Genomic DNA, 22697 nt, shown 5'->3' with positions numbered 1-22697 from the left:
AGGGCTGGTCGTGCGAGTGTCAGCGCAGATTGCGAGTGAGTTCGACTGCGCCGCCCTGTGTTTCGAGCCACGCGAGGAAAGTGGCCAGCCCGCTGTCCCGGTCGACGACCGGGGTGTAGCCGAAATCGCGGGTGGCGGCGGCGGTGTTGTAGGTCGCGCTGCGCGTCATCAGCGCGACGGCATAGCGCGACAGCGGTGGCGACCAGCGGGTCGCGACAGCTGGTATCCGCCAGAGGGTTTCGATGACATTCACCACGGCGTTGATCACCCTGGGGTTCGGCTTCCGGCTCGGCGGCTGATAGCCGAGATCGGTGGCCACCTCGCCGAGGAACTCCCAGACATTGGTCTTCTCGGCATCGGCGAGGAAATAGGCCTTGCCGCCCACTGCCTCCGAGGACGCCGCCTTGACGCACGCCGCAACGACATTGTCGACGTGGCACAGCGAGGCATACACGGTACGGCCGAACGAGATGTCGGGCAGCTTCCCGGTGCCGGTCTTGCCGAGCAATCGCACGATCGGTCCGGACCGATCGCCCGCACCCCAGATCGCCCGTGGTCGCAGCGCGCAGGTGGTGAATCCCTCAGTGTCAGCGGCCAATACGGCGCGTTCGGCTGCGGCCTTCGTCTCCGAGTACAGGTTCAGGTAGCGCCGCGGGTAGGGGATTGATTCGTCGACGTCGAGCTGGTCGCCGCCGTCGTAGTCCATCAGAGCACTGGGACTGGAGATGAAGACGAAGCGGGACGCACCACCGCGTCGCGCCGCCTCGAGGAGCCGTTCGGTCGCGCGAACGTTCTCGTCCCAGAACTGTTCTCGGGTGCCGCGCTCGTCCACCCGTGCGGCACTGTGGAACACGATGTCGACGCCATTGGTCGCGGCAACCAGCGACGCCTCGTCGGTGAGATCGCCGTAGATCAGCTGCACTCGATCGACGTCCGCGCCGAGATCGGCCAGATTGCTGGTGCGCCGCACCAGAATCGACACATCGTGCTCGCCGTCGCGCACCAGCCTGCGGACGATGGCGCCGCCGAGGAACCCGGACGCACCGGTCACCAATACCTTGGTCATCGTTTCTCCTGCGTTCGCCACCAGGTCATTCCGAAGAGCTGCGTCAATACGGCCGTCTCGATGGGGGACCGGCCCGAACCCTCGGCTGCCCGGAGCGCGGGCCGGATCTGTGCCGCGTGCACCACGACGCTGAGGAACGCGTCGATCCACCACGCGGCGCGCAGCACCCGGCTCTCGGGCACCCGATCCGTCGCGACCGCGGCGACCCCACCGGCCAGGTACAGCCAGCCGAGCACGGGAATCGCCCGCAGCGCCGTCGTTTTCCCGCTCACCGGTTCGCTCCGATCTGCTTGGCCGCCCACTGCGACAGCTGCTCCCTGCCGATCTTGGCGTTGTGCCGGATATCGACCGGGAACCCGGGGTGAACCAGGAAGTCGTTGATCGCGCGGGTGAGCTCGAATTCCGCCCCGCGTGCCCGCAGCGCGACCCCGACCGCCGCGCCGTCGGCATCGGACTTCACTTCGAAGCACAGCACGGGCCGCTGCGCACCGCGCGCACCGACGCCGACCAGCGCCGTGCGGGCCACGCCCGCAACGGTATTGAAGATCTGCTCCACCTGGACCGTGAACATCGGTCCGTCGGCGGTGTCGACCCGCTGACTCTTGCGTCCGCAGAACCAGATTCGGCCCTCATCATCGATCCAGGCGAGATCGCCGGTGCGATGCCAGATCCGATCGCCGTCGCCGATCTTGCCCTGCCGGTTCGCCTCTTCCGGCCAGTAGTAATGCGTGCTGACATTCGGGCCGGACACGACGAGTTCGCCGATACCGCGCGAGGTTTCGAGTTCACCGGCCAGTTCATTGACCCGCGACCAGCTCGGGATCGGGTTGTCGGTGATGGCGATCACCCGTGCCTGGATCTTGTCGGCCGGCCGGCCGATACACGTGCCCTCGCCCTGGTGCGCTCGCTCCACCAAACCGCCGAACAGTTCCCGAGATTCGATGAGCGACATCGGCAATGCCTCGGTCGACCCGTATCCGGCGAAGATCTGCACGTCCTCGGCAAGCACCGCACGCAGCCCGGCGATGCACCAGTCGGGTACCGGCGCGCCACCGGAGTAGATGCTGCCCAACGTCTTCAGCTCGATCGGATGCTGTTCGAGATGCCGCAGCAGCGGAATCAGCAAGGCGGGCGAGGCGAACATCGTCCGCACGCCGAACTTCTCGATCGCGTGCGCGACATGCGCCGGATCGGTGGAGCCGACCTTGCTCGGAATCAACGGCGGTAGCACACACCGCGATCCGAGCAGCAGGTCGAGAATCCCGACCAGCGGCAACGTGATCAGCGAGGTTTCCGGGGCCACCTCGCCGCGGGCGGTGTGAACCTGGTCGATCATCGACGCCAGATTGCCGTGGGTCAGCTCTACCGCTTTCGCGGGACCCGTACTGCCGGTGGTGAATCCGATGACGAGCACGTCATCGGCGGGGGCGGGCGCCCGTTCGGGCGCGACGCCGGTCGGCGTGGTGCCCCATGCCGTCAGCCGCTCGCCACGCCAGAACCAGCGCTTGCCGACAGTCACCGTGGTCCGGACCTTGCGGAAGCTGCGCCGGAACAACACCCGCACGGCGTGCGCGGGCGGAATGCCGATGAACGCTTCCGCCTCGACCGCGCGCAGGCAGTGCACCATCTTGCGCAGGCCCATGCCCGGATCGATCACCACCGGCACCGCGCCGATCTTCAAGAGCCCGAACAGGATCGCGTACAGCTCCGGGCTTGGCAGCACCAGCACGATGGTGCGCGTGCCTGCCCCGACGCCTGCCGCGGTGAGCCGCTCGGCGATGGTCTCGGACCAGTCGTCGAGCTCGCGGTAGGTGACGTGTCGGTAGGACGGCAGGTCGCCCGACGTCGTCCCGTCCGGGTAGATGACCGCATCCCGATCCGGTTCCGTGCGCGCGAACGAACGGAACCGGTCGATGGCCGCCCAATAGGTCACCGAGGTCACGCAGCCGCCCCGGCGGGCGCGGGCAGCCGGTACAGCACCGCCGCCGCCGACGGGCCCGCGCCGGCCGCGACGAACAGCACCTTGGTGTGCTCGGCCAGGGTGTTCTGGCTGATGGCGCGGTCGTAGGCCTGCGTCAACGACGCGGTGTGCGGGTCGCCGTAGGCGAGGTCCGGTGTGCGCACCGAATCCTGGTCGATACCAAGGGCATCGGCCAGCCGCTTCGGGAACCCCGGAGTCGGCGTCGAGGCGATCAGTGCGATACCGGTGTGGTCGGCGTCCTCGGCCAGTGCGGCGCGCGCCGCCTTGACCGCCACCTCGAGCAGTCGATCCTCGAAGTCCGGCTCTCGTTCGACGGTCATCAGGCCGCGGCCCGCCGTTCCCATGGTCGCGGTGTCGACGTAGGCCTCGACGGCCGCGGTGCCCTCGCCCGCCACCGTGTGCACCTTGCCGAAGCCGACCGGATCGTCGGTGCGCTCCAGCAGCAGCGCGGCACCCGAAGTGGCGTAAGGGAATTCGTCATCGGCGGCATACCGCAGCAGCGACGGATGGGTGTCGCCGGAGACGACGAGCACGTGCTCCGTGCTGCCGGTCTCCAGGATGGCGGTGGCCACCTGTACCGCGTTGAGCACGCTGGTCGCGCCGTTCATCAGGTCGAACGAGAAGGTCCTCGGGTCGTCCTTGGCGTATTCCAGGCCGATGCCCGCCGCCTTCTGGATCAGCGCCGAGACGGCGGGCTCGACCGTGTTGTAGTCGCGGAAGATGCCCGCGTTGATGATCACACCGACCTGGTCGGGGCGAACTCCGACCCGCTCCAGGCTCTGCTTCGCGGCTCGGCCGCTGTGCTCGACGACACTGTGGGTGTCGCTGGTGCGGCTGACGCCGGTGGATTTGATGCGCACGCCCATGGCTGACCTCAGACCTTCAGAGACGAGATGGTGGTGGACAGGTAGCCGGCCACGATTCCGGAGGCGGCGGGGATCATCAGCAGCTTCGAGCCCGCCGGGATGTTCTGATCGCTCAGCTGATCGTGTAGCACGATGAAATGCGAAGTGGTGGAGGTATTTCCGTACTTCTCGATGACCCGCAGATCCGGCGGCATCGGGCTGCCGAGCTCGCGTTCGGCGATGGCGTTCATCCACGGGATCGCGGCCGCGCCGAACTGGTGATGGACGATGTAGTCGAATTCCTCGTCGGCGAAGGTGCGTCCCAGCTTTTCCAGGTGATTCTTCAAGCTGTTGGAGCCGAAGACGAAGCGGTCCTCGTTGTGCATTTTGCGGTTGTCGGTGTAGAGCGCAATCCCCTGGCTCTTGTCACTGGGCATGCCGAGACACAGGTGCGAGTACTCCGCGGCGGTCACCAGTTCGATGTAGTGGATCTTGTCGTTGTCGTCGACCGCCTGGTCCAGCACGACCGCGGCGCCCGAGTCGCCCACCGACAGCGACGCGAACTGCGGATCGTATTTCGCGGAAATCTCGTTGGCCGCGGTGTCTGCGATGGGAGTAATGGCCTCACCGCTCACCACCATGCCGTTGCGCACCGCACCGGAGCGGATCATCCGATCGAGAATGTAAGTGCCGGTAAGCATTCCGGCGCAGGCGTTCGACACGTCGAACGTAATAGCGTTCTTCGCACCGATAAGACGGCTTATCGAACCCGCGAACGATGGCTCCATGTACATGCGGGTGGCGTGGTTGCTCCGCGTGATCGAGGTCGAGATGATCACATCGAGCTCCGCCGCCTCGTATCGCGACCTGGACAGACAGTCTTCGGCGGCCTTCATGGCGATCGCGAAGGAGTCCTCATAGCTGTCCGGGTTCGTGTCGTGCACCCGGCGTTCCTTCACTCCGGTAATTTTCTCGAGATCGAAGGCGGGTGGTTCCTTGAGCCGGGAGAGCAACTCCTCGGTTGTGACGATATTCGAAGGCAGATAGGCGCCGATGGATTCGAATCGAGAATGCGACACGCGCGCTCCTGGAAATCGTGGAAAGAAAACGGTTCCGGATCGTCTCTGATCTTCGGTGCGACGGACACTACCCGACGGTAACTAGGAATGCCTATGACGCGGATCGGGGGGTGAACGACGGTGTGGAAGTACATGTTTCGTGAAGTATCACTAACTGGTGATCGACTGGCTATGGTGGGATGACCTCACCCGATCGGGCCGAATATCGCGGGTCGCCAATGGTTTTCGGGTCTGGTGTACAAACGCGACACGGTGTGGTGTATATCCGCGCCACGACAAGTGAGCGAACGTTCAGCTAACTAGCTGCCCCGGCGGAATAATGAGTGACGCGCCACGGCGATGTGAGTGACTTCACTGCGAGTCGTGCAGTTTTAGTACCGTCCGGTCTCGCTTCTCGTGCGGCGCTAACTATGTTGCGGCCGAACGGAATCCACGCAAAGCGGGCGGTGGCAATGGGAAGATACGTCCCATGATTCGCGCGCCTCCGCCGGAGAAACTGTCTGGGTCGTAGGCTGGGGACGCACGCCGCCTAACCAAGGAGAGAGCGATGACCACCGCTGTTGAGCACGTCGATGTGCTCATTGTCGGCGCCGGACTGTCTGGGATCGGTGCGGCCTACCATCTGCAGCGAGCGTTCCCGCGACGGACCTACGCGATCCTGGAGAGCCGCGAGGCGATCGGCGGGACCTGGGATCTGTTCCGCTACCCCGGAATTCGCTCCGACTCCGACATGTACACCCTCGGCTACCGATTCAAGCCGTGGCTCGGCGACAAGTCGATCGCCGACGGCGAGTCCATTCTCGACTACGTGCGAGACACCGCCGCGGCGAACGGCATCGATCGGCACATCCGCTTCCGGCGCCGGGTGCTGCGCGCCGAATGGTCCTCCGCGGACAACCGCTGGACCGTGACGGCCGAGCGCACTCGCACCGGCGAGACGGTCACCGGAACTGGCGGTACGGTCACCGATACCGGTGAGACCGTCACGCTCACCGCCGATTTCCTGTTCTCCTGCTCCGGCTACTACCGCTACGACCAGGCCTACACCCCGGATTTCGCGGGCGCCGAGCGCTTCGCCGGACCCGTTGTGCACCCGCAGTTCTGGCCCGCCGACCTGGATTACGCGAACAAGAAGGTGGTGCTGATCGGCAGCGGCGCCACCGCGGTCACGCTCGGCCCCGCGCTCACCGAGCAGGGCGCGCACGTGACCATGCTGCAGCGCAGCCCGAGCTACATCATCTCCGCGCCCGCCCGCGACGCCCTCGCGGTGCGGCTGCGCCGCTACCTGCCGCCGCGCGCCGCCTACACGCTGGCCCGCGCCAAGAACGTGACCTTGTCCACGGCGATGTATCAACTGAGCCAACGCTATCCGGCCCGCATGCGTCAGCGCATTCGCGGCTGGCAGCAACGCTGGCTGCCGCCGGGCTACGACATCGACACGCATTTCACGCCGAGCTACAACCCGTGGGATCAGCGACTGTGCCTGGCCCCCAACGGTGACTTCTTCCGCGCCATCCGCAAGGGGAAGCTGGATGTCGTCACCGATCGGATCGAGACATTCACCGAGACCGGCCTGCGCCTGGCCTCCGGCGCGACACTGGATGCCGACATCGTCATCACCGCAACGGGATTGAACCTGGTCGCGTTCGGCGGTATCGACCTGGTGGTGGACGGGCGGGCGGTGACGCTGTCGGACAGCATGGCCTACAAGGCGATGATGCTGTCGGATGTGCCGAACTTCGCCTACATCATCGGCTATACCAACGCCTCGTGGACGCTGAAGGCGGATCTGGTGTGTGAGTACGTGGTTCGGCTGTTGCGGCACATGGACGCGCGCGGCTACGTGCGCTGCACGCCGGTGCGTGACCCGTCGGTCGGCGCCGAATCATTGTTCCTCAACTTCAATCCCGGCTATGTGCGGCGATCCGCTGATCAGTTCCCGATCCAGGGCGACCGTGCGCCGTGGCGATTACGGATGAACTATCTGCGCGACCTGGTCACGCTGCGGCACGGGTCGATCGCCGACGATACGCTGAGTTTCGAACGGGCCGAGCCGGTGTCCGCGACTAGGCCTCGGTGATCACCGAAGAGCGTGCTCGCGCACTGTGTTCCAGCACGGTCGCGGCGTGCTCGTCGAATCATGCACGGGGGACCGGGATCTCACCGTCGAGCCAGGGGCGGTAGAGGTAGGTTTGTGCCAGCAGGGTTCTGTGACACCTGCCGCGTCGGGGTGGCTTCAGGGAGCGGGGAAAATACCGGGCAGGTTCATCGCGTATTCGAGGTCGGTGCGGGTGCCGAGCGTCGTCAGCAGCACGCGGATCATCGTAAGCCGTGCCGCCGCAACCGTTTCCGGGTCGGGTTCGACGCCGGGCGCGGTATTCGCCGAGATGCGGTAGACCACGTACTCGCAGACATGCAGCGCGGCATCGAGATCCAGCGGACTCGGCACAGGGCGGCCGAGCTCGGTGAACGTCGCACGGACCAGACCGCGGATATCGTCCAGTGCGCGTTCCCGATACGCCGAAACAGGCGAGCCGGGGTCGTGTAGTTCGGCGAACAGCGGGCGCAGCATGAGGCCGTGGCCGCCTGCCCAGGCAAGGTAGGCGTCGATCAATCGGATGCCGAGCTCGACGGGTTCGTCGGTGCCGGTCAGTGCCACCCGGATGCCGTCGACCAGGCCGTCGTTCGAGGTGTTGAGCAAAACATGTAGTGGCTCAGTCGCATTGCCGAAGTAGCGGTAGAAGGTAGGCCTGGCCAGACCGGCCTGCTCGATGATCTGCGCGACGCTCAACCCGCGGGATCCGTTGCGGGTGAACACCTCCGCGGTCGCGAGCACGATCCTGGCGCGGACCTCGTCGGCCTGCTCCTGCGTCTGCGGCGGCCTACCCCGTCGCGTCGCTGCCGCCTCGGTCACGGTGCCTCGTGCCCGACATGGTGCTGCCTCACAGCCAGCAGCCTGCCATGTCTGTGTTCCATGACGAAGAGCTTGACACGAAGCGTGGCACGCCTATTAATCTAACACTAGTGTTCAGTTAAAGGCTGGCTGTGCTTCCGGCCCGTCCGACCACCCCACCGAGAGGGCCGACAATGACGACCGCCTCCCAGCTCGCCGCAGCAGACGCGTTGCCATCGTCGCTGGTCCAGCCATTACTGGACCGAGCGGTCGCGGGTGGTGCGCCCTCGGTGGAGGTGTTCGCGCCTGCCACCGGAGACAAGATCGCGGACCTGCCGCAGTCCTCGGTCGCCGATATCGACCGGGCGTTCGCGACGGCACGTACCGCGCAGCACGAGTGGGCGCGACGGCCGATCCGGGAGCGCGCCGCGATACTGCGCCGCTTCCACGACATCGTGCTCGCCGAGCAGGACGTCATCCTCGACATCGTGCAGACCGAGACCGGCAAGTCGCGCGCGCACGCCTTCGACGAGGTCGGCGATGTCGCGGTCAACGCCAGGTACTACGCGCAGGTCGCCGCGAAGCTGCTGGCCACCCGTAAGCCGCGCGGCGTGCTGCCGGTGCTCACCCAGGTCGACGTGCGACACCGGCCGAAGGGCGTCGTCGCGGTGATCTCGCCGTGGAACTACCCCCTGGCGCTGGCCGCCTCCGACGCGCTGCCCGCCTTGGTCGCGGGCAACGCGGTGGTGGCGCGACCTGATAACCAGACCGCGCTCACCGCGCTCTGGGCGATCGACGCCGCCGAACGCGCCGGGCTGCCGCGCGGGCTGTGGCAGGCCGTGCTCGGGCGCGGCTCGGTGATCGGCCATGAGGTGATCGGGCGCGCGGACTACGTCGACTACACCGGTTCCAGCGCGACCGGCCGCACCATCGCGCAGCAGGCGGGGGAGCGGCTCATCGGCTACTCGCTCGAACTCGGCGGCAAGAACCCCCTCGTTGTACTCGCCGACGCCGATGTGTCACGGGCCGCCAAGATCGCCATTCGCGCCTGCTTCGCCTCGGCCGGGCAGCTGTGCGAATCTATGGAGCGAATCTATGTGCACGACAAGGTGTATGACCAGTTCGTCGCCGAATTCATCGAGCACGTCGAGGGAATCGAGCTCGGCGGCGGGCTGAACTACGACAGCGATATGGGTTCGCTGACCTTCCCGCGCCAATTGGCCACGGTCCGTTCGCATGTCGACGACGCGGTGGCCAAGGGTGCGACGGTGCTCGCCGGCGGCCGGGCGCGACCCGACCTCGGCCCGTACTTCTACGAGCCGACGGTGCTGAGCGGCGTGCGCCCCGGCATGACGGTGTACCGCGAGGAGACCTTCGGTCCGGTCGTCTCGATCTACCGGGTCGGCAGCGATGACGAGGCGGTCGAGCAGGCCAACGACACCGCCTACGGACTCAACGCCAGCGTCTGGACCAAGGACACCGACCGAGGTCGCGAGGTCGCGGCGCGGATCAACGCCGGTTCGGTGAACGTCAACGAGGGTTTCATCGCGGCCTGGGCCAGCTCCGACGCGCCGTCGGGCGGGCTCGGCATTTCTGGCACCGGGCGCAGGCACGGCGCGGAAGGCCTGCTGAAATACATCGACACCCAGACCATCGCGGTGCAGCGGATGCTGCCGATCGCGCCGTTGCCAGGGATGTCCGAGCAGCTGTGGGCCAAGACCATGACGTTCTACTTCGGTGTCATGAAAGCGCTACGCCAGAAGTAACTTTCAGCGGAATCGACAGGGATAGGGACGGATGAAACTCGACACGGTTGCGGGCAAGAAGGTTCTCGTCACGGGTGCCGCGATGGGCCTTGGCAAGCTGTTCGCCGAGCGCGCGGTGCGCGAGGGCGCGGCCGCGGTGGTGCTGTGGGACATCAACGAGGTCGCGCTGAAGGAGACCGCCAACGAGCTCACCGGGCTCGGCGGCACCATCCACCACTTCGTGGTCGACGTGTCCGCGCCGGACGCCATCGCCGAGGCGGCGGAGTCGGTCCGCGCCGAGGTCGGCACCATCGACATCCTGGTCAACAACGCGGGCATCGTCCGAGGTAACAACTACTTCTGGGACACCGAGAACCGCGCAGACATCGAGAAGACGATGGCGATCAACGCGCACGCCCCCATGTACGTCACCCTCGAATTCCTGCCTGCCATGGTGGCCGGTTCGACCGAGGCGCGCGTGCTCACCATCGCGTCGTCCGCGGGGCTGGTGTCGAATCCGCGGATGAGTGTCTACGCGGCCTCCAAGTGGGCAGCGCTCGGCTGGTCCGATTCGGTGCGCATCGAGCTGGAGCAGGCGGGCAAAGAGCACGTCAAGGTCACCACCGTGTGCCCGACCTACATCAACACCGGAATGTTCGACGGCGCAAAGGGTTTCCTGTTCACGCCGATCCTGGAGCAGGACGAGGTGGTCGACACCTCGTGGCGTGCGATGAAGACCGGCACCCCGCTGGTGATCCTGCCGTGGACGTCTCGCCTCAACAAGGCGCTGTCCGGCATCCTGCCGATCAAGCTGCGCGACCTGTTCCTCAACACGGTCGGCGTCTACCACTCGATGGACGAATTCACCGGTCGCAAGAAGTAGGGACTACCGGGCCGGTCTGGTGCCGATGACGACGGTGGCGTTGAGTTCTTCGGATTCGGCGACTCGCCCCGTGAGGCCGTGTTCGGCAAGCACCGCGATCGCCACGGAAGCCTGCGCCTCGCTGGATTCGACCAGTAGGTGACCGCCGGGGGCGAGCCAGTTTCGAGCGCCCTCGGCGACGCGACGGAAGATATCCAGACCGTCGGGGCCGCCGTCGAGGGCGGTTCGCGGTTCGTAGTCGCGGGCCTCCGGCGGCATCCGCGCGATCATCTCGGACGGCACGTACGGGGTGTTGGCGAGCAGGATGTCGATGCAGCCGCGCAGTTCCTCGGGCAGCGGCTCGAAGAGATCGCCCTGGTAGACCGGCGCGCCCAGCGGGGTGAGGTTGCGGCGGGCGCAGTCGACGGCGACCGGGTCGATATCGGCGGCGGCGAGGGTCACCTGGATGTGCTCGGCGGCCAGCATGGTGGCCAGTCCCAGACCCAATGCGCCTGAGCCGCAACATAAATCGACCACAACGGGATGGCGTTCGCGGGTGCGGGCCAGCTCGGCGGCCGCCTCGACGAGGAACGCGGAGCGTTGGCGTGGCACGAAAACGCCAGGCGCGACCGTGACCCGAAGTCCGTGAAACTCGGCCCAGCCGAGCAGATGTTCCAGGGGAGTGCCGCAGACGCGCTGTGCCACCAGGGCGTCGAGATCCGCGCCGGTTTCCGCGGCCGCGGCGGTGAGCAAGCGGGCCTCGTCCTCGGCGAACACACAACCCGCCGCGCGTAAAGCCGCCACCACATCGGTACTACCTGCCATCACCCAGCCATCCTGCCGTGCCGGGCCGCGATCGGGCCACCGTATTTTCCGGTGCGGTCGCGTACCCGGGATCCGCATGGTCGTGCGGACCCCAGGGCGACCGCGCTGACCTCAGCGCGAGGTGTCCAACTCGAACGTGCGGCTGGCATCGAGGTAGATGCCCCGCTGGGATTGCCTGGCCGGTGGCGGCAGCTGGGACACCAGCTGATCCAGCGAGGTGGTCGCGCCGACCACCTGGGTGCCGGCCACGATGAAATCGGCGACCGCGCGCCGGATGTGGTTGGGCGAGGTGACCACCACCGCGCTCGTCGCGCCGACATCACGCAGCATCTTCGTGCTGAACAGGGCGTTCTGCACGGTCGACCCGGCACGGTTCTCCACACTGATCCGGCTCGGCGGCACGCCGTGGCCGATCAGCCAGCCCGCCATCGCGTCCGCCTCGGCGATGCCGTTCTGCGGATTGCCGCCGGTCACCACGATGGGCGACATAGGCGCGGCGATCGACTGCAGCCAGGCCGCGATCAGCCGATTCACCAGCTCGGGGCGCAGCCCGCCGTCGGGAAGCAGGCCGTAGCCGAGCACGACGATGCCGGTCTGCGGGCCGATGAGTGCGGGCAGCGGGTTCGGCAAGGTGCCGACGGCGGCACCGATGGCGTTGAGCACGTTGGTGGTGCCCGCGGCCATCCCTGGGTCGACGAGGTTGAGCCGCGCCATCGCGTCGGCGAGTGCGGGCAGATCGCCCGCGTAATGCGACCAGATGGCCTGCAGGGAGAGGGCGTCGGCGTCGGAGGGGTCGGCGCCGATCAGGTTGCGCAGGTCGGCGCGACCGGCGACGTCGTTGCCGTCGGTGAAGTTGCGCTGGGCGGAGTTGTAGAGGGCGTCGGTCTCGCCCGCGTTGGCCGGGACGTTGGCTAGGCAGGTGACGGTGACGGCCGCGAACAATGTCGCGGCTAGCTGTTTCCAGTGCTTCGAGATCTTCACTACAGTCGACACCTTTCCGCGAAATGCTGTGTGATCGGCAAGCTGGGTGATCGTCACGCAATGGGTTGGGCACGTGCTGGCAGTTAGCCGTGGGCAAGCATGATTACGATACGGTGGCGCGATCTCGAAATCGCGCATTAGCCGGGGGGACTCTGCGGCTTATTTCTTGCGGTCGGACAAACCGGGCGAGGGTTATCGGGCGCAGTCGCCTGGGCGCGCGGTGTCCCCGATAAGGTGTGACAACGTGGATACCGTTTCGCTGACCGGCAAGGAACTCGCCGCCGCCATCAACGCCGACACCAAGCAGCGCGCCGCCGCGCGCACCGAGGCCGGTGCCGCACCGCGCCTCGCCCTGATCGTGGCGAACGACGACCCGGCGAGCGCCTGGTACGTGAACTCGCTGCGCAAGGCCGCCGAACGGCTCGGAATCGCTTGCGACACCGTTGATCTCGGTGCCGACACGAGCGCGGACACGATCCGCGCCGAACTCGCGGCGCGCAGCGCGGACAGCGCGACCGACGGAATCATGCTGCAGACACCGCTCCCGACGGGCATCGCCCTCGAAGACGTCAGCTCCGCGATCGCCGCGACCAAGGACGTCGACGGCGTGAGCCCGCTGTCGCTCGGGCTGCTCGCGTCCGGACTCGACGGCTTCGTCGCCGCGACCTCCGAGGCCGTTGTCGAGCTGCTGAAGCACCACGAAATTCCGCTGTCCGGTCGGCATGTCGCGGTGGTCGGCCGCTCCAACGTCGTCGGCAAGCCGCTCGCCCAGCTGCTGCTCGCCGAAAACGCCACGGTCACCATCTGTCATTCGCGGACCACCGACCTGCCCGCCGTCACCTCCGTCGCCGATGTGGTCGTCGCCGCCGCGGGTCGCATCGGCCTGGTCACCGGCAAGCATGTGCGCGAGGGTGCGGTCGTCGTCGATGTCGGCACGAACGAGGCTGCTGACGGAAGCATCGTCGGCGATGTCGACGCGGATTCCGTGCGCGGCAAGGCCGCGGCACTGAGCCCGGTCCCCGGCGGCATTGGTCCTGTCACCACCGCCCTGCTCATGCGCCATGTCGTCGTCGCGGCGGAGAACGCCAACAGCTGACGATTCGCGGGTCGCGCCCGCACGCTTACGGCCCGACCGGGGAACATCCTGGCCGGGCCGTCCGCATTTCTCCTCCGCTTCTCGTCATCTCCGCGAAACTCTTGTGCGCCGCGTCACACGATGAGTAGCATGCCACTCATCAAGTGAGACATGTTACTTATCAGGGTGGCATGCCATCACAGCTTGGCTCTGTGCTGTGGAGGAAAGAAGATGGACCGTGCGATCCCCCGTACCGAGGGGGAAGTTATGCAGGCGAACGCAATCCGGAAGATCACCCGCCGGATCGTGCCGTTGCTGATGATCGGCTACATAGTGAGCTACATCGATCGGATCAACGTCAGCTTCGCCAAGTTCGGCATGGAGGAGACGTTCGGCATGAGCGCGACCCAGTACGGGTTCGTCGCCGGGATCTTCTTCGTCGGATACGTGCTGGCCGAGGTGCCGAGCAACATCATCATGACCAAGGTCGGTGCCAGGATCTGGCTCAGTCGAATCCTGGTGACCTGGGGCATCATCGCCGCGCTGACCGCGTTCGCGCCGAACATCGAGATGGTCTATGTGCTGCGCTTCCTGCTCGGCGTCGCGGAGGCGGGCTTCTTCCCCGGCATCATCGTCTATCTCGCGCGGTGGTACCCGAATGCCCAACGCACCAAGGTGATTTCGACGGTGATGGTGGCGATCCCGGTGGCCAGCGTGCTCGGCAGTCCGCTCAACGGGTGGATTCTGGACACCTTCGACGGCGCGATGGGATTGGACGGCTGGCGCTGGATCTTCATCGTCGGCGGCGTTCCCGCGGTGGTGCTCGGCATCGCGTTCTTCTTCGCGCTCACCGAATCACCGGAAAAGGCGAAGTGGCTGAACGCGACCGAACGCGCGTGGCTGAAGGAGACACTCGACGCGGAGAATGCCGAGCGCGCGCAGTCGGCACCGGCCGGTCACCTCGCGGCGCTGCGCGACAAGCGGGTGATCGCCCTGTGCCTGGCCTACTTCCTGCTGCTGTGCGGCGCGTATCCGCTGGCCTACTGGATGCCGTCGGTGGTCAAGGAGGTCGGGCACGGGTTGAGCAGCTTCCAGATCGGCTGGCTCTCGGCGATTCCGTTCCTGCTCGCCGCGATCGGCATGTACATCACCGGGCGGCTGGTGCGCAACGACCGTTCGTCGCGGCCGGTGCTGGTCGCGCTGGCCATCTCGGTGGTCGCGTTCCTGGTCACGGCGTTCGCGCTCGGGTCACCGCTGCTCGCGTTCGCCGCGATCACCATCGCCACGATGGCCGCGCAGACGGCGAAGCCGCTGTTCTGGTCGGTGCCGACGGCCTATCTGGCGGGGGCGGGCGCGGCAAGCGGTATCGCGCTGATCAATTCGCTCGGCAACGCGGCCGGGTTCGTCAGCCCGTACGCCTTCGGCTGGATCCAGGACGCGTCCGGCGGGCACACCAACTTCGCCATCGGGGTGATGATCCTGGCCAATGTCGGCGCCCTGATCGTGGTCGGCGCCTTGGCCATCCGAGCGCGGGGCCGTCGCGCCGCGGCGGTACCCGCTGTCTGAGCGGCTATGCTGGGGAATCGCCCGAGGTCGGTGTGCCACGGGCGATTTCCCATCGCTCTCGCTCCATGAAGAGGTGCCTTGTCGCAGGACGCGGTAGACAGCAAGTCCGAGCAGATCGCTGCCGAAATCCGGGACGCGATCCGGCAAGGGCGGCTCGAGCGCGGCATCCTCTACTCGTCCCGCGAGCTGGGTGAGCGCTTCGGCGCGTCAAGGACGCCGGTGCGTGAAGCGCTGTTGAAGCTGGCCGATCTGGGCCTGGTCAAGATCGAACGCAACCGTGGCGCGCGGGTGCTCGGGCAGGACGGTCGCGGCATCGTCGACCTGTGCAGCCTGCGCGTGCTGCTGGAACCGCCAGCGTGCCGCTCTGCCGCGGCCGTGCTGACCAGCCGCGACGACGAAGCCATGGTGACCGAATACCGGATCATGGAGCGCACGGCCGACGGCGGCGCCGAGTACTTCGCCGCCGATGAGCGTCTGCACGAATTGATCCTGGAGGCCAGCGGTAATCGTCGGCTCGCCAAGTTCGTCAAGGAGCTGCGCCAGACGCTCGACCTCGACGGCAGGCACAGTGTGCCGCGCTATCAAACGGTGGATACCGCGCTGAAAGACCACTGGGAGATCATCGAGGCGCTGCGCAAGCGCGACGGTGTCGGTGCTGAGCGTGCGATGCGCAAGCATCTGGTGCGATCGGGCGATCTGCTTGTCGCGCACAGCAGCGACGACAATCGCGGGCTGGTCGCGGAATGGCGGCGCTGGGTCTCGGTATCGGTCCCCGAGGGCGACCAAGTCGTCTACTGACAATCCTGCCGGAAACCGGATAGGTGTCACGCACAAGTGAGTGTTGCATGCTACTCATCATGAGTAGTATGTTGCAGACACCAAGTGGGCTGCGATTCGGCAGCCGGTCCGGCGAAGGGACATTCGGTGAATTCCAACTCGTATGCGACGTCCGTCGCCAGAGGCATCTGGGCGGCGGAGGTCGATCTGGTCGGGTACGTGCCATCGGTCAGCGTGGCACCCGTCATCACGGCGCTGGTCGATACCAGCGGCGGCGCGGCGGGCATCTCGGAGCGGGTGTTCCCGCTCTCCCGTGAAGAAGAGGCGGCCGGGCTGATCGGCGCCTTGCCGCTGACCGGCAAGCTCGGCGCGATCGTCATGCAGGACAACGGTTTCGGCAATGCGATGACGGCGCTGACCACGTTCAACCTCGCCTACCACCTGCCCATGCTGATCGTGGCGAACACCCGTGGCGGGCTCGGCGAGTACAACTCGATGATCCATACGTTCAGCCAGCACGTGCCGCGCATGCTCGACCAGTTCGGGATCCAGTCCTTCGAACTCGACCGGCGCAGTGGGCCCGACGACTGGGAGTCGGTGGTCACCGAGGCAGGGGTGCACGCCCGCATGACTTTTCGGCCCGTTGTCGTGCTCGCGCACTTCTGGGCGACCGACGGTAAGGCGGCTTGATCGTGAAACGTATTGACGCACTGCGGATTATCGCCGCGCAGACGAGCGATCTGCCCGTGGTTGTCACCTGTGCCGCCTCCAGTCGAGAGCTGGCGGCGGTCGCGGATGGCCCGAATCACCTGTATCTGCTCGACGCGATGGGGCTGGCGGGTTCGGTCGCCACCGGGGTCGCGTTGGGTATCGCGGACACCGACGTGCCGAAGGTGGTGGCGATCGAGGGTGACGGATCGTTGCTGATGAATCCGAATGTGCTTGCGACAGCGGGGTTTCTGCGGCCGTCGAAGCTGGTGATGGTGCTGCTTGACAACGGCGTGTACGGCGCGACGGCCAATCTGCCGACCTACGGTTCGCGAATCGACCTGGGGGAGTTGGCGACCGCGGCGGGGTGGACCGTGCGCCGCGCGGCCGATCCCGAAGAGCTCGCGCAGCGGTTGGCCGAAGTGCTTGCCCTGGAAGGCCCGGTGTTCCTGCATGTGCGTATCGCGGTGGGCAATGCCACCGACGTGCCGAAGCTGCTGGCGAACCCGGTGATCCTCGGGCGGCGGTTCCAGGATTGGCTTGCGGCTCGGTCAACGGTGCAGGTGGGCCGATGATCACGACGATCAACCCCGCCGACGGAAGTCCCATCGAGGCATACTCTTTCACCCCCGACCATCAGCTGTCCGCGCTGCTGAACCGGGCCGTTGTCGCCGCGCGCCTGGCCGCCGACGAGCCGGTCATGGACCGCGCCGATCGGCTGCGGCTGCTGGCCGCCCGATTGCGGGCCGATGCGCGGCGACTGGCGTCGCTGATCACCACCGAGATGGGCAAACCGATCGGCCAGGCCGTCGCCGAGATCGAGAAGTGCGCGCTCACCTGTGACTACTACGCCGACCGTGTCGCCGATCTGCTTGCGCCGCAAGCGGTCGACGTGTTCCCCGACGGCGGGCAGATCCGAACCAGGCCGCTCGGCGTGGTTTTGGCGATCATGCCGTGGAATTACCCGTTCTGGCAGGTCTTTCGGTCGATGCTGCCCGCGGTCGCGATCGGCAATACGGTGCTGCTCAAGCACGCCGACAATGTCACCGGTTGCGCGCTGGCCGTGCAGCGGCTGTTCGACGAGGTGTGCGGCACGGGTGTGCTGACCGCCGTGGTGCTGCCGCCGGATCGGATCGGGCCGCTCATCGATGATCCGCGGATCGCCGCGGTGGCGTTCACCGGCAGCAACCGTGTTGGCGCCATTGTCGGGGCACGGGCGGGGCGGGCGGTCAAGAAGGTCGTGCTCGAGTTGGGCGGGTCCGACCCATTCGTCGTGCTGTCCGACGCCGAGGTCGGCGACGCGGCGGCGGCCGCGGTGCGCTCCCGGTTCCTCAATGCCGGGCAGAGCTGCATCGCCGCGAAGCGAATCATTGTGGAGCGAAGCGTCTTTCCCGAGTTCACCGAGGCGATGGTCGCCGAGCTCGGCAAGCTGGTCGTCGGGAATCCGGCACTGCCAGGCACCGATATCGGTCCGATGGCCCGCGCCGACCTGCGCGACGAGTTGCGCAGGCAGCTGACCGCGACGGTGGCTGCCGGTGCCGAGGTACTGGTCGGTGGCGCAGACGATTCCGGTCCCGGCGCCTGGTTCACGCCGACCATCGTCGCAGTGCCCGACACGTATTCCGTTGCGTTCCAAGAGGAAACGTTCGGTCCGCTCGGCGCGGTGCTGGCCGTCGGCTCGGCGGCCGCGGCGCTGACCGCCGCGAATGCCTCGGCCTACGGCCTGAGCTGCTCGATCTGGGGCCGTGACCTCGGCAGGGTCGAGCAACTCGCGGCCAATATCGCGGCCGGATCCGTCTTCGTCAACCGGATCTCCGAATCCGACCCGCGCCTGCCCATCGGTGGGGTCAAGGCCAGCGGGCACGGCCGGGAACTGAGCACCTACGGCGCCACCGAGTTCGCCAACATCCAGGCGGTACGCACCGCCCCACTCGCGAGGAGTAGTCGATGACCATCACCCGAATCTCAGCCCGTGTCGTCGGCATCCCGGTCGACAAGCCGACCCGAATGTCCAACCGCGACTTGACCGATCGGCATTACGTCCTGGTCGAGGTCACCGACGACACCGGTGCGACCGGGCTCGGCTACACCTACGCCGGAACCAGCGGCGGGAACCTGACCAAGTGTGCGGTCGACGATGTGCTCGCGCCGGTCTATCTCGGCGCCGACCACAATGACGTGCACGGACTGTGGAGCCTCGCCTACCAGGAGGCGCTGCTCGCTGGCCGCCGCGGTGCCGTGCTCCGGGCCTTGTCGGCGATCGACATCGCCCTGTGGGACCTGCGCGCGAAGCGGGCCGGACTACCCTTGGTCAGCCTGCTCGGCGGTGCGACCGCCCCGCTGCCCTCGTACGCGTCGGGCGGCTACTACCGGCCGGACGAGGGCGAATGGACTGAAGCCGTCCGCAAAGAGATCGAATTCAATGCGGGACAAGGCTTTACCGATCACAAGATCAAGGTCGGCGGCCTGAGCGTGGCCGAGGACGCGCGCCGGGTGGCGGCCGCGATCGAGGCGATCGGCGACACCGGCCGACTCGCCCTCGACGCGAACAACGCCTACCGTTCCGTCCACGAAGCACGCACGGCCATCGAGGCTTTCGAGCGTGCGGCGGGCGACCGGGGCCTGTGGTGGTTCGAAGAGCCGCTCTCGCCGGACGCGATCGCCGGGCACGGCGAACTCGCCAGGCAGATCCGCACGCCGGTCGCCACCGGCGAAATACACCAGACCCGTTGGGAATTCCGGCAACTCATCGAGTCCGGCGCCGCCGCGATCCTGCAGGCCGACGCCGGTGTGGTCGGCGGTGTCACCGAGTGGCTCCGGATCGCGCACGCCGCGGATGCCTTCGGGCTGCAAATGGCGCCGCACTGGCATCACAACCTGCACGTCCACCTGTGCGGTGCGGTCAGCAACACCCTCGTCGTCGAGTACTTCGCGCTGGAGAAGGGCATCTACAACTTCGAGCAGTTGCTCACGCCCGAGACGCGGCTGCGGTACGGGTCCAACCAGGTGCACATTCCGACGGGTCCGGGGCTCGGTATAGAACTCGACGAGGACGTCGTCGCCAAGTACGAGTTCGCCTGAGCGCCAGGACTATTGGCCGGGGCTGATGGCGCTGATGAGGGTGCGTCCGTCATCCGTGGCGGTGGTGACCAGCTGCGGGTTGTAGGTGACCGGCGTGCGGCCCGGCCGGTTCTCGGTGACGACGACCATGTACTGGCTCGCGAACGCGCCGGGGGTGATCGCGACACAGTAGGTGGTGCCAGCCGGAATGCTGTCGATGCCGCGCTGGATGGCGTCGGCCGGTTCCACCGCCGCGTCCGGGGTGGTCGCGGCGCGCGCCTCGTCGCCGGAGCGCGTGACGTAGTACGCGTGCTGGAAGGCGAAGATCGCGCCGGGGCCGGAATCGAAACCGCCGGGGTCGTTGCCCTTGATCCGGTTCCCGACCCGCTCGGAGGTGCACTGCGTGCTCGCGGAGGCGGCGGGATCACCGATCCTGGCCGGGTTGTTCGCCGCCGAGGGCGGTTGCGAGTCGCCGCGGAAGAACACGAAGGCGCCCGCGGCCACGGCGGCGACGCCGAGTACGCCGAGCAGCGGCACCGCCCAGCGGCGGGCCGACCGGTTCCGCTTGGACCGGTCGATCAAACCGCTGAACTCGTCCTCGAAGTAGCCCGGTTCGTAGTCGGGTTCCGGGTCCGGTTCGGGTGCGGGCAGCCGGTCCACCCAATCGGCGTACTCGCCCTGGTACCTGTCATCCGGTGCGTACCGTTGTTCCGGCACACCACGTTTCGTCATCTGTGGCCCCCGCCCATAGTCGTATCCGGGCTGTGCGCCCATCTCCGGTCGATCCATCGCCCCGCCTTCGTCAGGTCATATCGCCAGGTTATCCGCACCGTTCCGGAAATGCAGCAACGCGGAGACGGGTCGGTCCAGCCGACTTCGCTGTCGCTTCGGGCAGAATACTGCCCGTTTGCTGACAACGGTGTACGCCCGGGGGATACCGGCCGGTAAGTCCGGATCGCGCTACACGGTAGCGGAATCGAGGGTAGCCAGCAGGTCTCGCAGGGTTTCGCGTTGGTCCGGGGACAGCGTGGCGAAGAGTTCCTCGGCGGCCTCGCGGCGGGCGTCCGCCATGCGGGCGAGGGTGGCGAGGCCGGATTCGGTCAGGCTGACCAGGGTGGCGCGGCGGTTTGCTGGGTCGGGGGCGCGGGTGACCAGGCCCGCGGCGGCGAGGGCGTCGACGACCGTCGTCGCCGAGCGTGGCACGATGCCGAGGCGGTCGGCCAGCGCGGTCATCCGCGGCGGTTCCTGCTGGTGGCCGATGATGCGCAGGGCCCGTGCCTGGGCGGGGGTGAGGCCGAGCGGGGCGAGTCGGCCGACCTGGTTGCGCCGGATCCGTTTGGCCGCGCGCAGGAACAGTTCGGGCAGGTCGGTGTCGGCGGACTCCATGTTTCTGAGCATAACTCATTGTTTTGGGAACAATTATGAGTCATGCTCAGTTTCATGACGTAGTTCTCCTCGGAAGGAGGCGCCTATGCAGCCCCCACATCAACTTCGCCGGATCGTCCGGTTGTTCCGGCCCTATCGGGCCCGGCTGGCCCTGGTGGCCGCCCTTGTTTGCCTTTCCTCGGTCGTCGCACTGGCCTCGCCGTTCATGCTGCGCGCGGTGCTCGACGACGCGCTCCCGCACGGGCGCACCGGCCTGCTGACCCTGCTCGCCGCGGGCATGATCGCGGTCGCCGCGCTGACCAGCGTGTTCGGCGTGCTGCAGACCTACATCTCGACCACCGTCGGCCAGGACGTCATGCACGACCTGCGCTCCGCGGTCTACGCCCAGCTACAGCGAATGCCGTTGTCCTTCTTCACCAAAACCCGCACCGGTGAGGTGCAGTCACGCATCGCCAACGACATCGGCGGTATGCAGTCGACCGTCACCTCCACCGCGACGTCGCTGGTCTCGAATTTCACCACGGTGGTCGCGGCGGTGATCGCGATGATCGTGCTCGACTGGCGGCTCACCCTCGTATCGCTGATCATGCTGCCGTTCTTCGTGTGGATCAGCCGCCGCGTCGGCAACGAACGCCGCAAGATCACCGGTCAGCGGCAGGAGAAGCTGGCAGGAATGTCGGCGATCGTCGAGGAGTCGCTATCGGTGAGCGGGATTCTGCTCGGCCGAACGATGGGACGTTCGCCCGCGCTGGTCGACAGTTTCGTGCGGGAATCGCGCGGGCTGGTCGATCTGGAGATTCGCGCGAGCATGGCGGGACGGTGGCGGCAGTCGACCATCACGATCGTCATGTCGGCCATGCCCGCTGTCATCTACTGGGCGGCGGGGCTCAGCGTGACGAGCGGGAAGCCGTTGGTTTCGATCGGCACGCTTGTCGCGTTCACCACGCTGCAGACCACATTGCTTCGGCCGATGGTGCAGCTGCTGTCCACCGGCGTCGAGGTGCAGAGCTCGATGGCGTTGTTCGGCAGGATCTTCGAGTACCTGGATCTGCAGCCCGATATCGAGGAGCCCGCTCGGCCGGTCGCGCTTGGCGAGGTTACGGGTGCGGTGCGGTTCGAGCACGTCGGGTTCTCCTACGGGTCGGGGAATCGAGATGTGCTGAGCGACATCGACATCACCGTGCCCGCCGGGTCCAGCCTGGCCATCGTCGGCGAAACCGGTTCCGGCAAGACCACTCTCGGTTACCTCGTGGCGCGGCTCTACGACGTGAGCTCGGGGCGGATCACCATCGACGGAAAAGACGTGCGCGACTTGTCCTTTGCCGATCTCGCCGCCGCCGTCGGGGTGGTGTCTCAGGAGACCTACCTGTTCCACGCCACCGTCGCCGATAACCTGCGGTTCGCGAAACCCGATGCGACGGAACGGGAACTGCACGACGCCGCGCGCGCCGCCCAGATCCACGAGCACATCATGAGCCTGCCCGATGGTTACAACACCCTTGTCGGTGAACGCGGGTACCGGTTCTCCGGTGGTGAGAAGCAACGGCTCGCCGTTGCCCGCGCGGTGCTGCGCAATCCGCCGATCCTGGTGCTGGACGAGGCGACCAGCGCGCTGGACACCCGCACCGAGCAGGAGGTGCAGCAGGCCATCGACGCGCTCTCGGTCGATCGCACCACGATCACCATCGCGCACCGGCTGTCCACCATTCGCGACGCCGATCAGATCGTTGTGCTCGACCAAGGGCACATCGTCGAGCGTGGGTCGCATGATGAGCTGATGGAACTCGATGGTCGTTATGCCGCACTGCTTTCGCGCGATGATGCGCTGATCGAGGCGGCGTAACTGGT

At 66.8% G+C, this 22697-nt stretch carries 21 protein-coding genes; 11 read left to right on the top strand and 10 right to left on the bottom strand.

Annotated features, from left to right (window positions below; all coding sequences use genetic code 11):
* Positions 1–19: 19 nt before the first annotated feature.
* From OG203_RS08870 to OG203_RS08850, 5 genes are read right to left on the bottom strand one after another with little or no spacing between them, the layout of a single operon-like run.
* The gene (locus OG203_RS08870) at positions 20–1066 is read right to left on the bottom strand and encodes an NAD-dependent epimerase/dehydratase family protein (RefSeq protein ID WP_405165197.1); all 1047 of its coding nucleotides are present in this window, start codon (positions 1064–1066) and stop codon (positions 20–22) included.
* Positions 1063–1338 (bottom strand): hypothetical protein, encoded by a 276-nt coding sequence (locus OG203_RS08865; RefSeq protein ID WP_405165196.1) that lies wholly within the window; start codon positions 1336–1338, stop codon positions 1063–1065. The genes OG203_RS08870 and OG203_RS08865 overlap by 4 nt, the downstream gene beginning before the upstream one ends.
* On the bottom strand, positions 1335–3008 hold the full coding sequence (locus OG203_RS08860; RefSeq protein WP_405165195.1) for a fatty acid CoA ligase family protein: 1674 nt from the start codon (positions 3006–3008) through the stop codon (positions 1335–1337). Before OG203_RS08860 ends, OG203_RS08865 begins: the two co-directional genes overlap by 4 nt.
* A complete protein-coding gene (locus OG203_RS08855) occupies positions 3005–3913 on the bottom strand; it encodes a hypothetical protein (protein WP_405165194.1) in 909 nt (302 codons plus the stop codon). Before OG203_RS08855 ends, OG203_RS08860 begins: the two co-directional genes overlap by 4 nt.
* An 8-nt stretch (positions 3914–3921) precedes the next feature.
* Positions 3922–4971, bottom strand: a complete 1050-nt coding sequence (locus OG203_RS08850; protein WP_405165193.1) for a 3-oxoacyl-ACP synthase III family protein — start codon at positions 4969–4971, stop codon at positions 3922–3924.
* A gap of 547 nt (positions 4972–5518) precedes the next feature.
* On the opposite strand from OG203_RS08850, the gene OG203_RS08845 reads away from it, so the two are divergent.
* Entirely contained in the window at positions 5519–7051 is a 1533-nt protein-coding gene (locus OG203_RS08845; protein WP_405165192.1) for a flavin-containing monooxygenase, read from the top strand.
* A gap of 156 nt (positions 7052–7207) precedes the next feature.
* Here OG203_RS08845 and OG203_RS08840 read toward each other — a convergent pair whose 3' ends face one another.
* On the bottom strand, positions 7208–7885 hold the full coding sequence (locus OG203_RS08840; RefSeq protein ID WP_405165191.1) for a TetR/AcrR family transcriptional regulator: 678 nt from the start codon (positions 7883–7885) through the stop codon (positions 7208–7210).
* 173 nt (positions 7886–8058) lie between these two features.
* On the opposite strand from OG203_RS08840, the gene OG203_RS08835 reads away from it, so the two are divergent.
* Positions 8059–9630, top strand: coding sequence for a succinic semialdehyde dehydrogenase (locus OG203_RS08835; protein WP_405165190.1), 1572 nt, complete (start codon positions 8059–8061; stop codon positions 9628–9630).
* 31 nt (positions 9631–9661) lie between these two features.
* Positions 9662–10492: an SDR family oxidoreductase gene (locus tag OG203_RS08830; RefSeq protein WP_405165189.1), complete on the top strand. Its 831-nt coding sequence runs from the start codon at positions 9662–9664 to the stop codon at positions 10490–10492.
* Between the two features lie 3 nt (positions 10493–10495).
* Here the strand turns inward: OG203_RS08830 and OG203_RS08825 are convergent, their stop codons facing one another.
* Complete coding sequence (locus OG203_RS08825; RefSeq protein WP_405165188.1) at positions 10496–11296, bottom strand: putative protein N(5)-glutamine methyltransferase; 801 nt, start codon at positions 11294–11296, stop codon at positions 10496–10498.
* Positions 11297–11407: 111 nt separating this feature from the next.
* The gene (locus tag OG203_RS08820) at positions 11408–12277 is read right to left on the bottom strand and encodes a YdcF family protein (protein ID WP_405165187.1); all 870 of its coding nucleotides are present in this window, start codon (positions 12275–12277) and stop codon (positions 11408–11410) included.
* A gap of 244 nt (positions 12278–12521) precedes the next feature.
* On the opposite strand from OG203_RS08820, the gene OG203_RS08815 reads away from it, so the two are divergent.
* The 7 genes from OG203_RS08815 (at position 12522) to OG203_RS08785 (ending at position 19484) form a co-directional block, all read left to right on the top strand.
* On the top strand, positions 12522–13373 hold the full coding sequence (locus OG203_RS08815; RefSeq protein ID WP_405165186.1) for a bifunctional 5,10-methylenetetrahydrofolate dehydrogenase/5,10-methenyltetrahydrofolate cyclohydrolase: 852 nt from the start codon (positions 12522–12524) through the stop codon (positions 13371–13373).
* Positions 13374–13619: 246 nt separating this feature from the next.
* Complete coding sequence (locus OG203_RS08810; RefSeq protein ID WP_405165185.1) at positions 13620–14918, top strand: MFS transporter; 1299 nt, start codon at positions 13620–13622, stop codon at positions 14916–14918.
* Between the two features lie 78 nt (positions 14919–14996).
* Complete coding sequence (locus OG203_RS08805) at positions 14997–15716, top strand: GntR family transcriptional regulator (RefSeq protein ID WP_405165184.1); 720 nt, start codon at positions 14997–14999, stop codon at positions 15714–15716.
* A gap of 126 nt (positions 15717–15842) precedes the next feature.
* Positions 15843–16385, top strand: coding sequence for a thiamine pyrophosphate-binding protein (locus tag OG203_RS08800; RefSeq protein ID WP_405165183.1), 543 nt, complete (start codon positions 15843–15845; stop codon positions 16383–16385).
* 2 nt (positions 16386–16387) lie between these two features.
* The gene (locus tag OG203_RS08795) at positions 16388–16978 is read left to right on the top strand and encodes a thiamine pyrophosphate-dependent enzyme (RefSeq protein ID WP_405165182.1); all 591 of its coding nucleotides are present in this window, start codon (positions 16388–16390) and stop codon (positions 16976–16978) included.
* The gene (locus OG203_RS08790; protein ID WP_405165181.1) at positions 16975–18354 is read left to right on the top strand and encodes an aldehyde dehydrogenase family protein; all 1380 of its coding nucleotides are present in this window, start codon (positions 16975–16977) and stop codon (positions 18352–18354) included. Before OG203_RS08795 ends, OG203_RS08790 begins: the two co-directional genes overlap by 4 nt.
* A complete protein-coding gene (locus OG203_RS08785) occupies positions 18351–19484 on the top strand; it encodes a mandelate racemase/muconate lactonizing enzyme family protein (RefSeq protein ID WP_405165180.1) in 1134 nt (377 codons plus the stop codon). The genes OG203_RS08790 and OG203_RS08785 overlap by 4 nt, the downstream gene beginning before the upstream one ends.
* A gap of 9 nt (positions 19485–19493) precedes the next feature.
* Here OG203_RS08785 and OG203_RS08780 read toward each other — a convergent pair whose 3' ends face one another.
* Both OG203_RS08780 and OG203_RS08775 read right to left on the bottom strand, forming a co-directional pair.
* Entirely contained in the window at positions 19494–20252 is a 759-nt protein-coding gene (locus OG203_RS08780) for a hypothetical protein (protein ID WP_405165179.1), read from the bottom strand.
* Between the two features lie 171 nt (positions 20253–20423).
* Complete coding sequence (locus OG203_RS08775) at positions 20424–20849, bottom strand: MarR family winged helix-turn-helix transcriptional regulator (protein WP_405165178.1); 426 nt, start codon at positions 20847–20849, stop codon at positions 20424–20426.
* An 85-nt stretch (positions 20850–20934) separates the two neighbouring features.
* Here OG203_RS08775 and OG203_RS08770 point away from each other — a divergent pair, with 85 nt between their 5' ends.
* Positions 20935–22692 carry an ABC transporter ATP-binding protein gene (locus OG203_RS08770; protein WP_405165177.1) on the top strand — a complete coding sequence of 586 codons (1758 nt, stop codon included), beginning with the start codon at positions 20935–20937 and terminating at the stop codon, positions 22690–22692.
* The last annotated feature ends 5 nt before the right edge of the window (positions 22693–22697 follow it).

Origin of the sequence: Nocardia sp. NBC_01499 (genome assembly GCF_045040275.1) — a bacterium.
Taxonomy (GTDB): domain Bacteria; phylum Actinomycetota; class Actinomycetes; order Mycobacteriales; family Mycobacteriaceae; genus Nocardia.
Note: the sequence above shows the minus strand (reverse complement) of the source record. Positions and strands in the feature narration are given on the sequence as shown.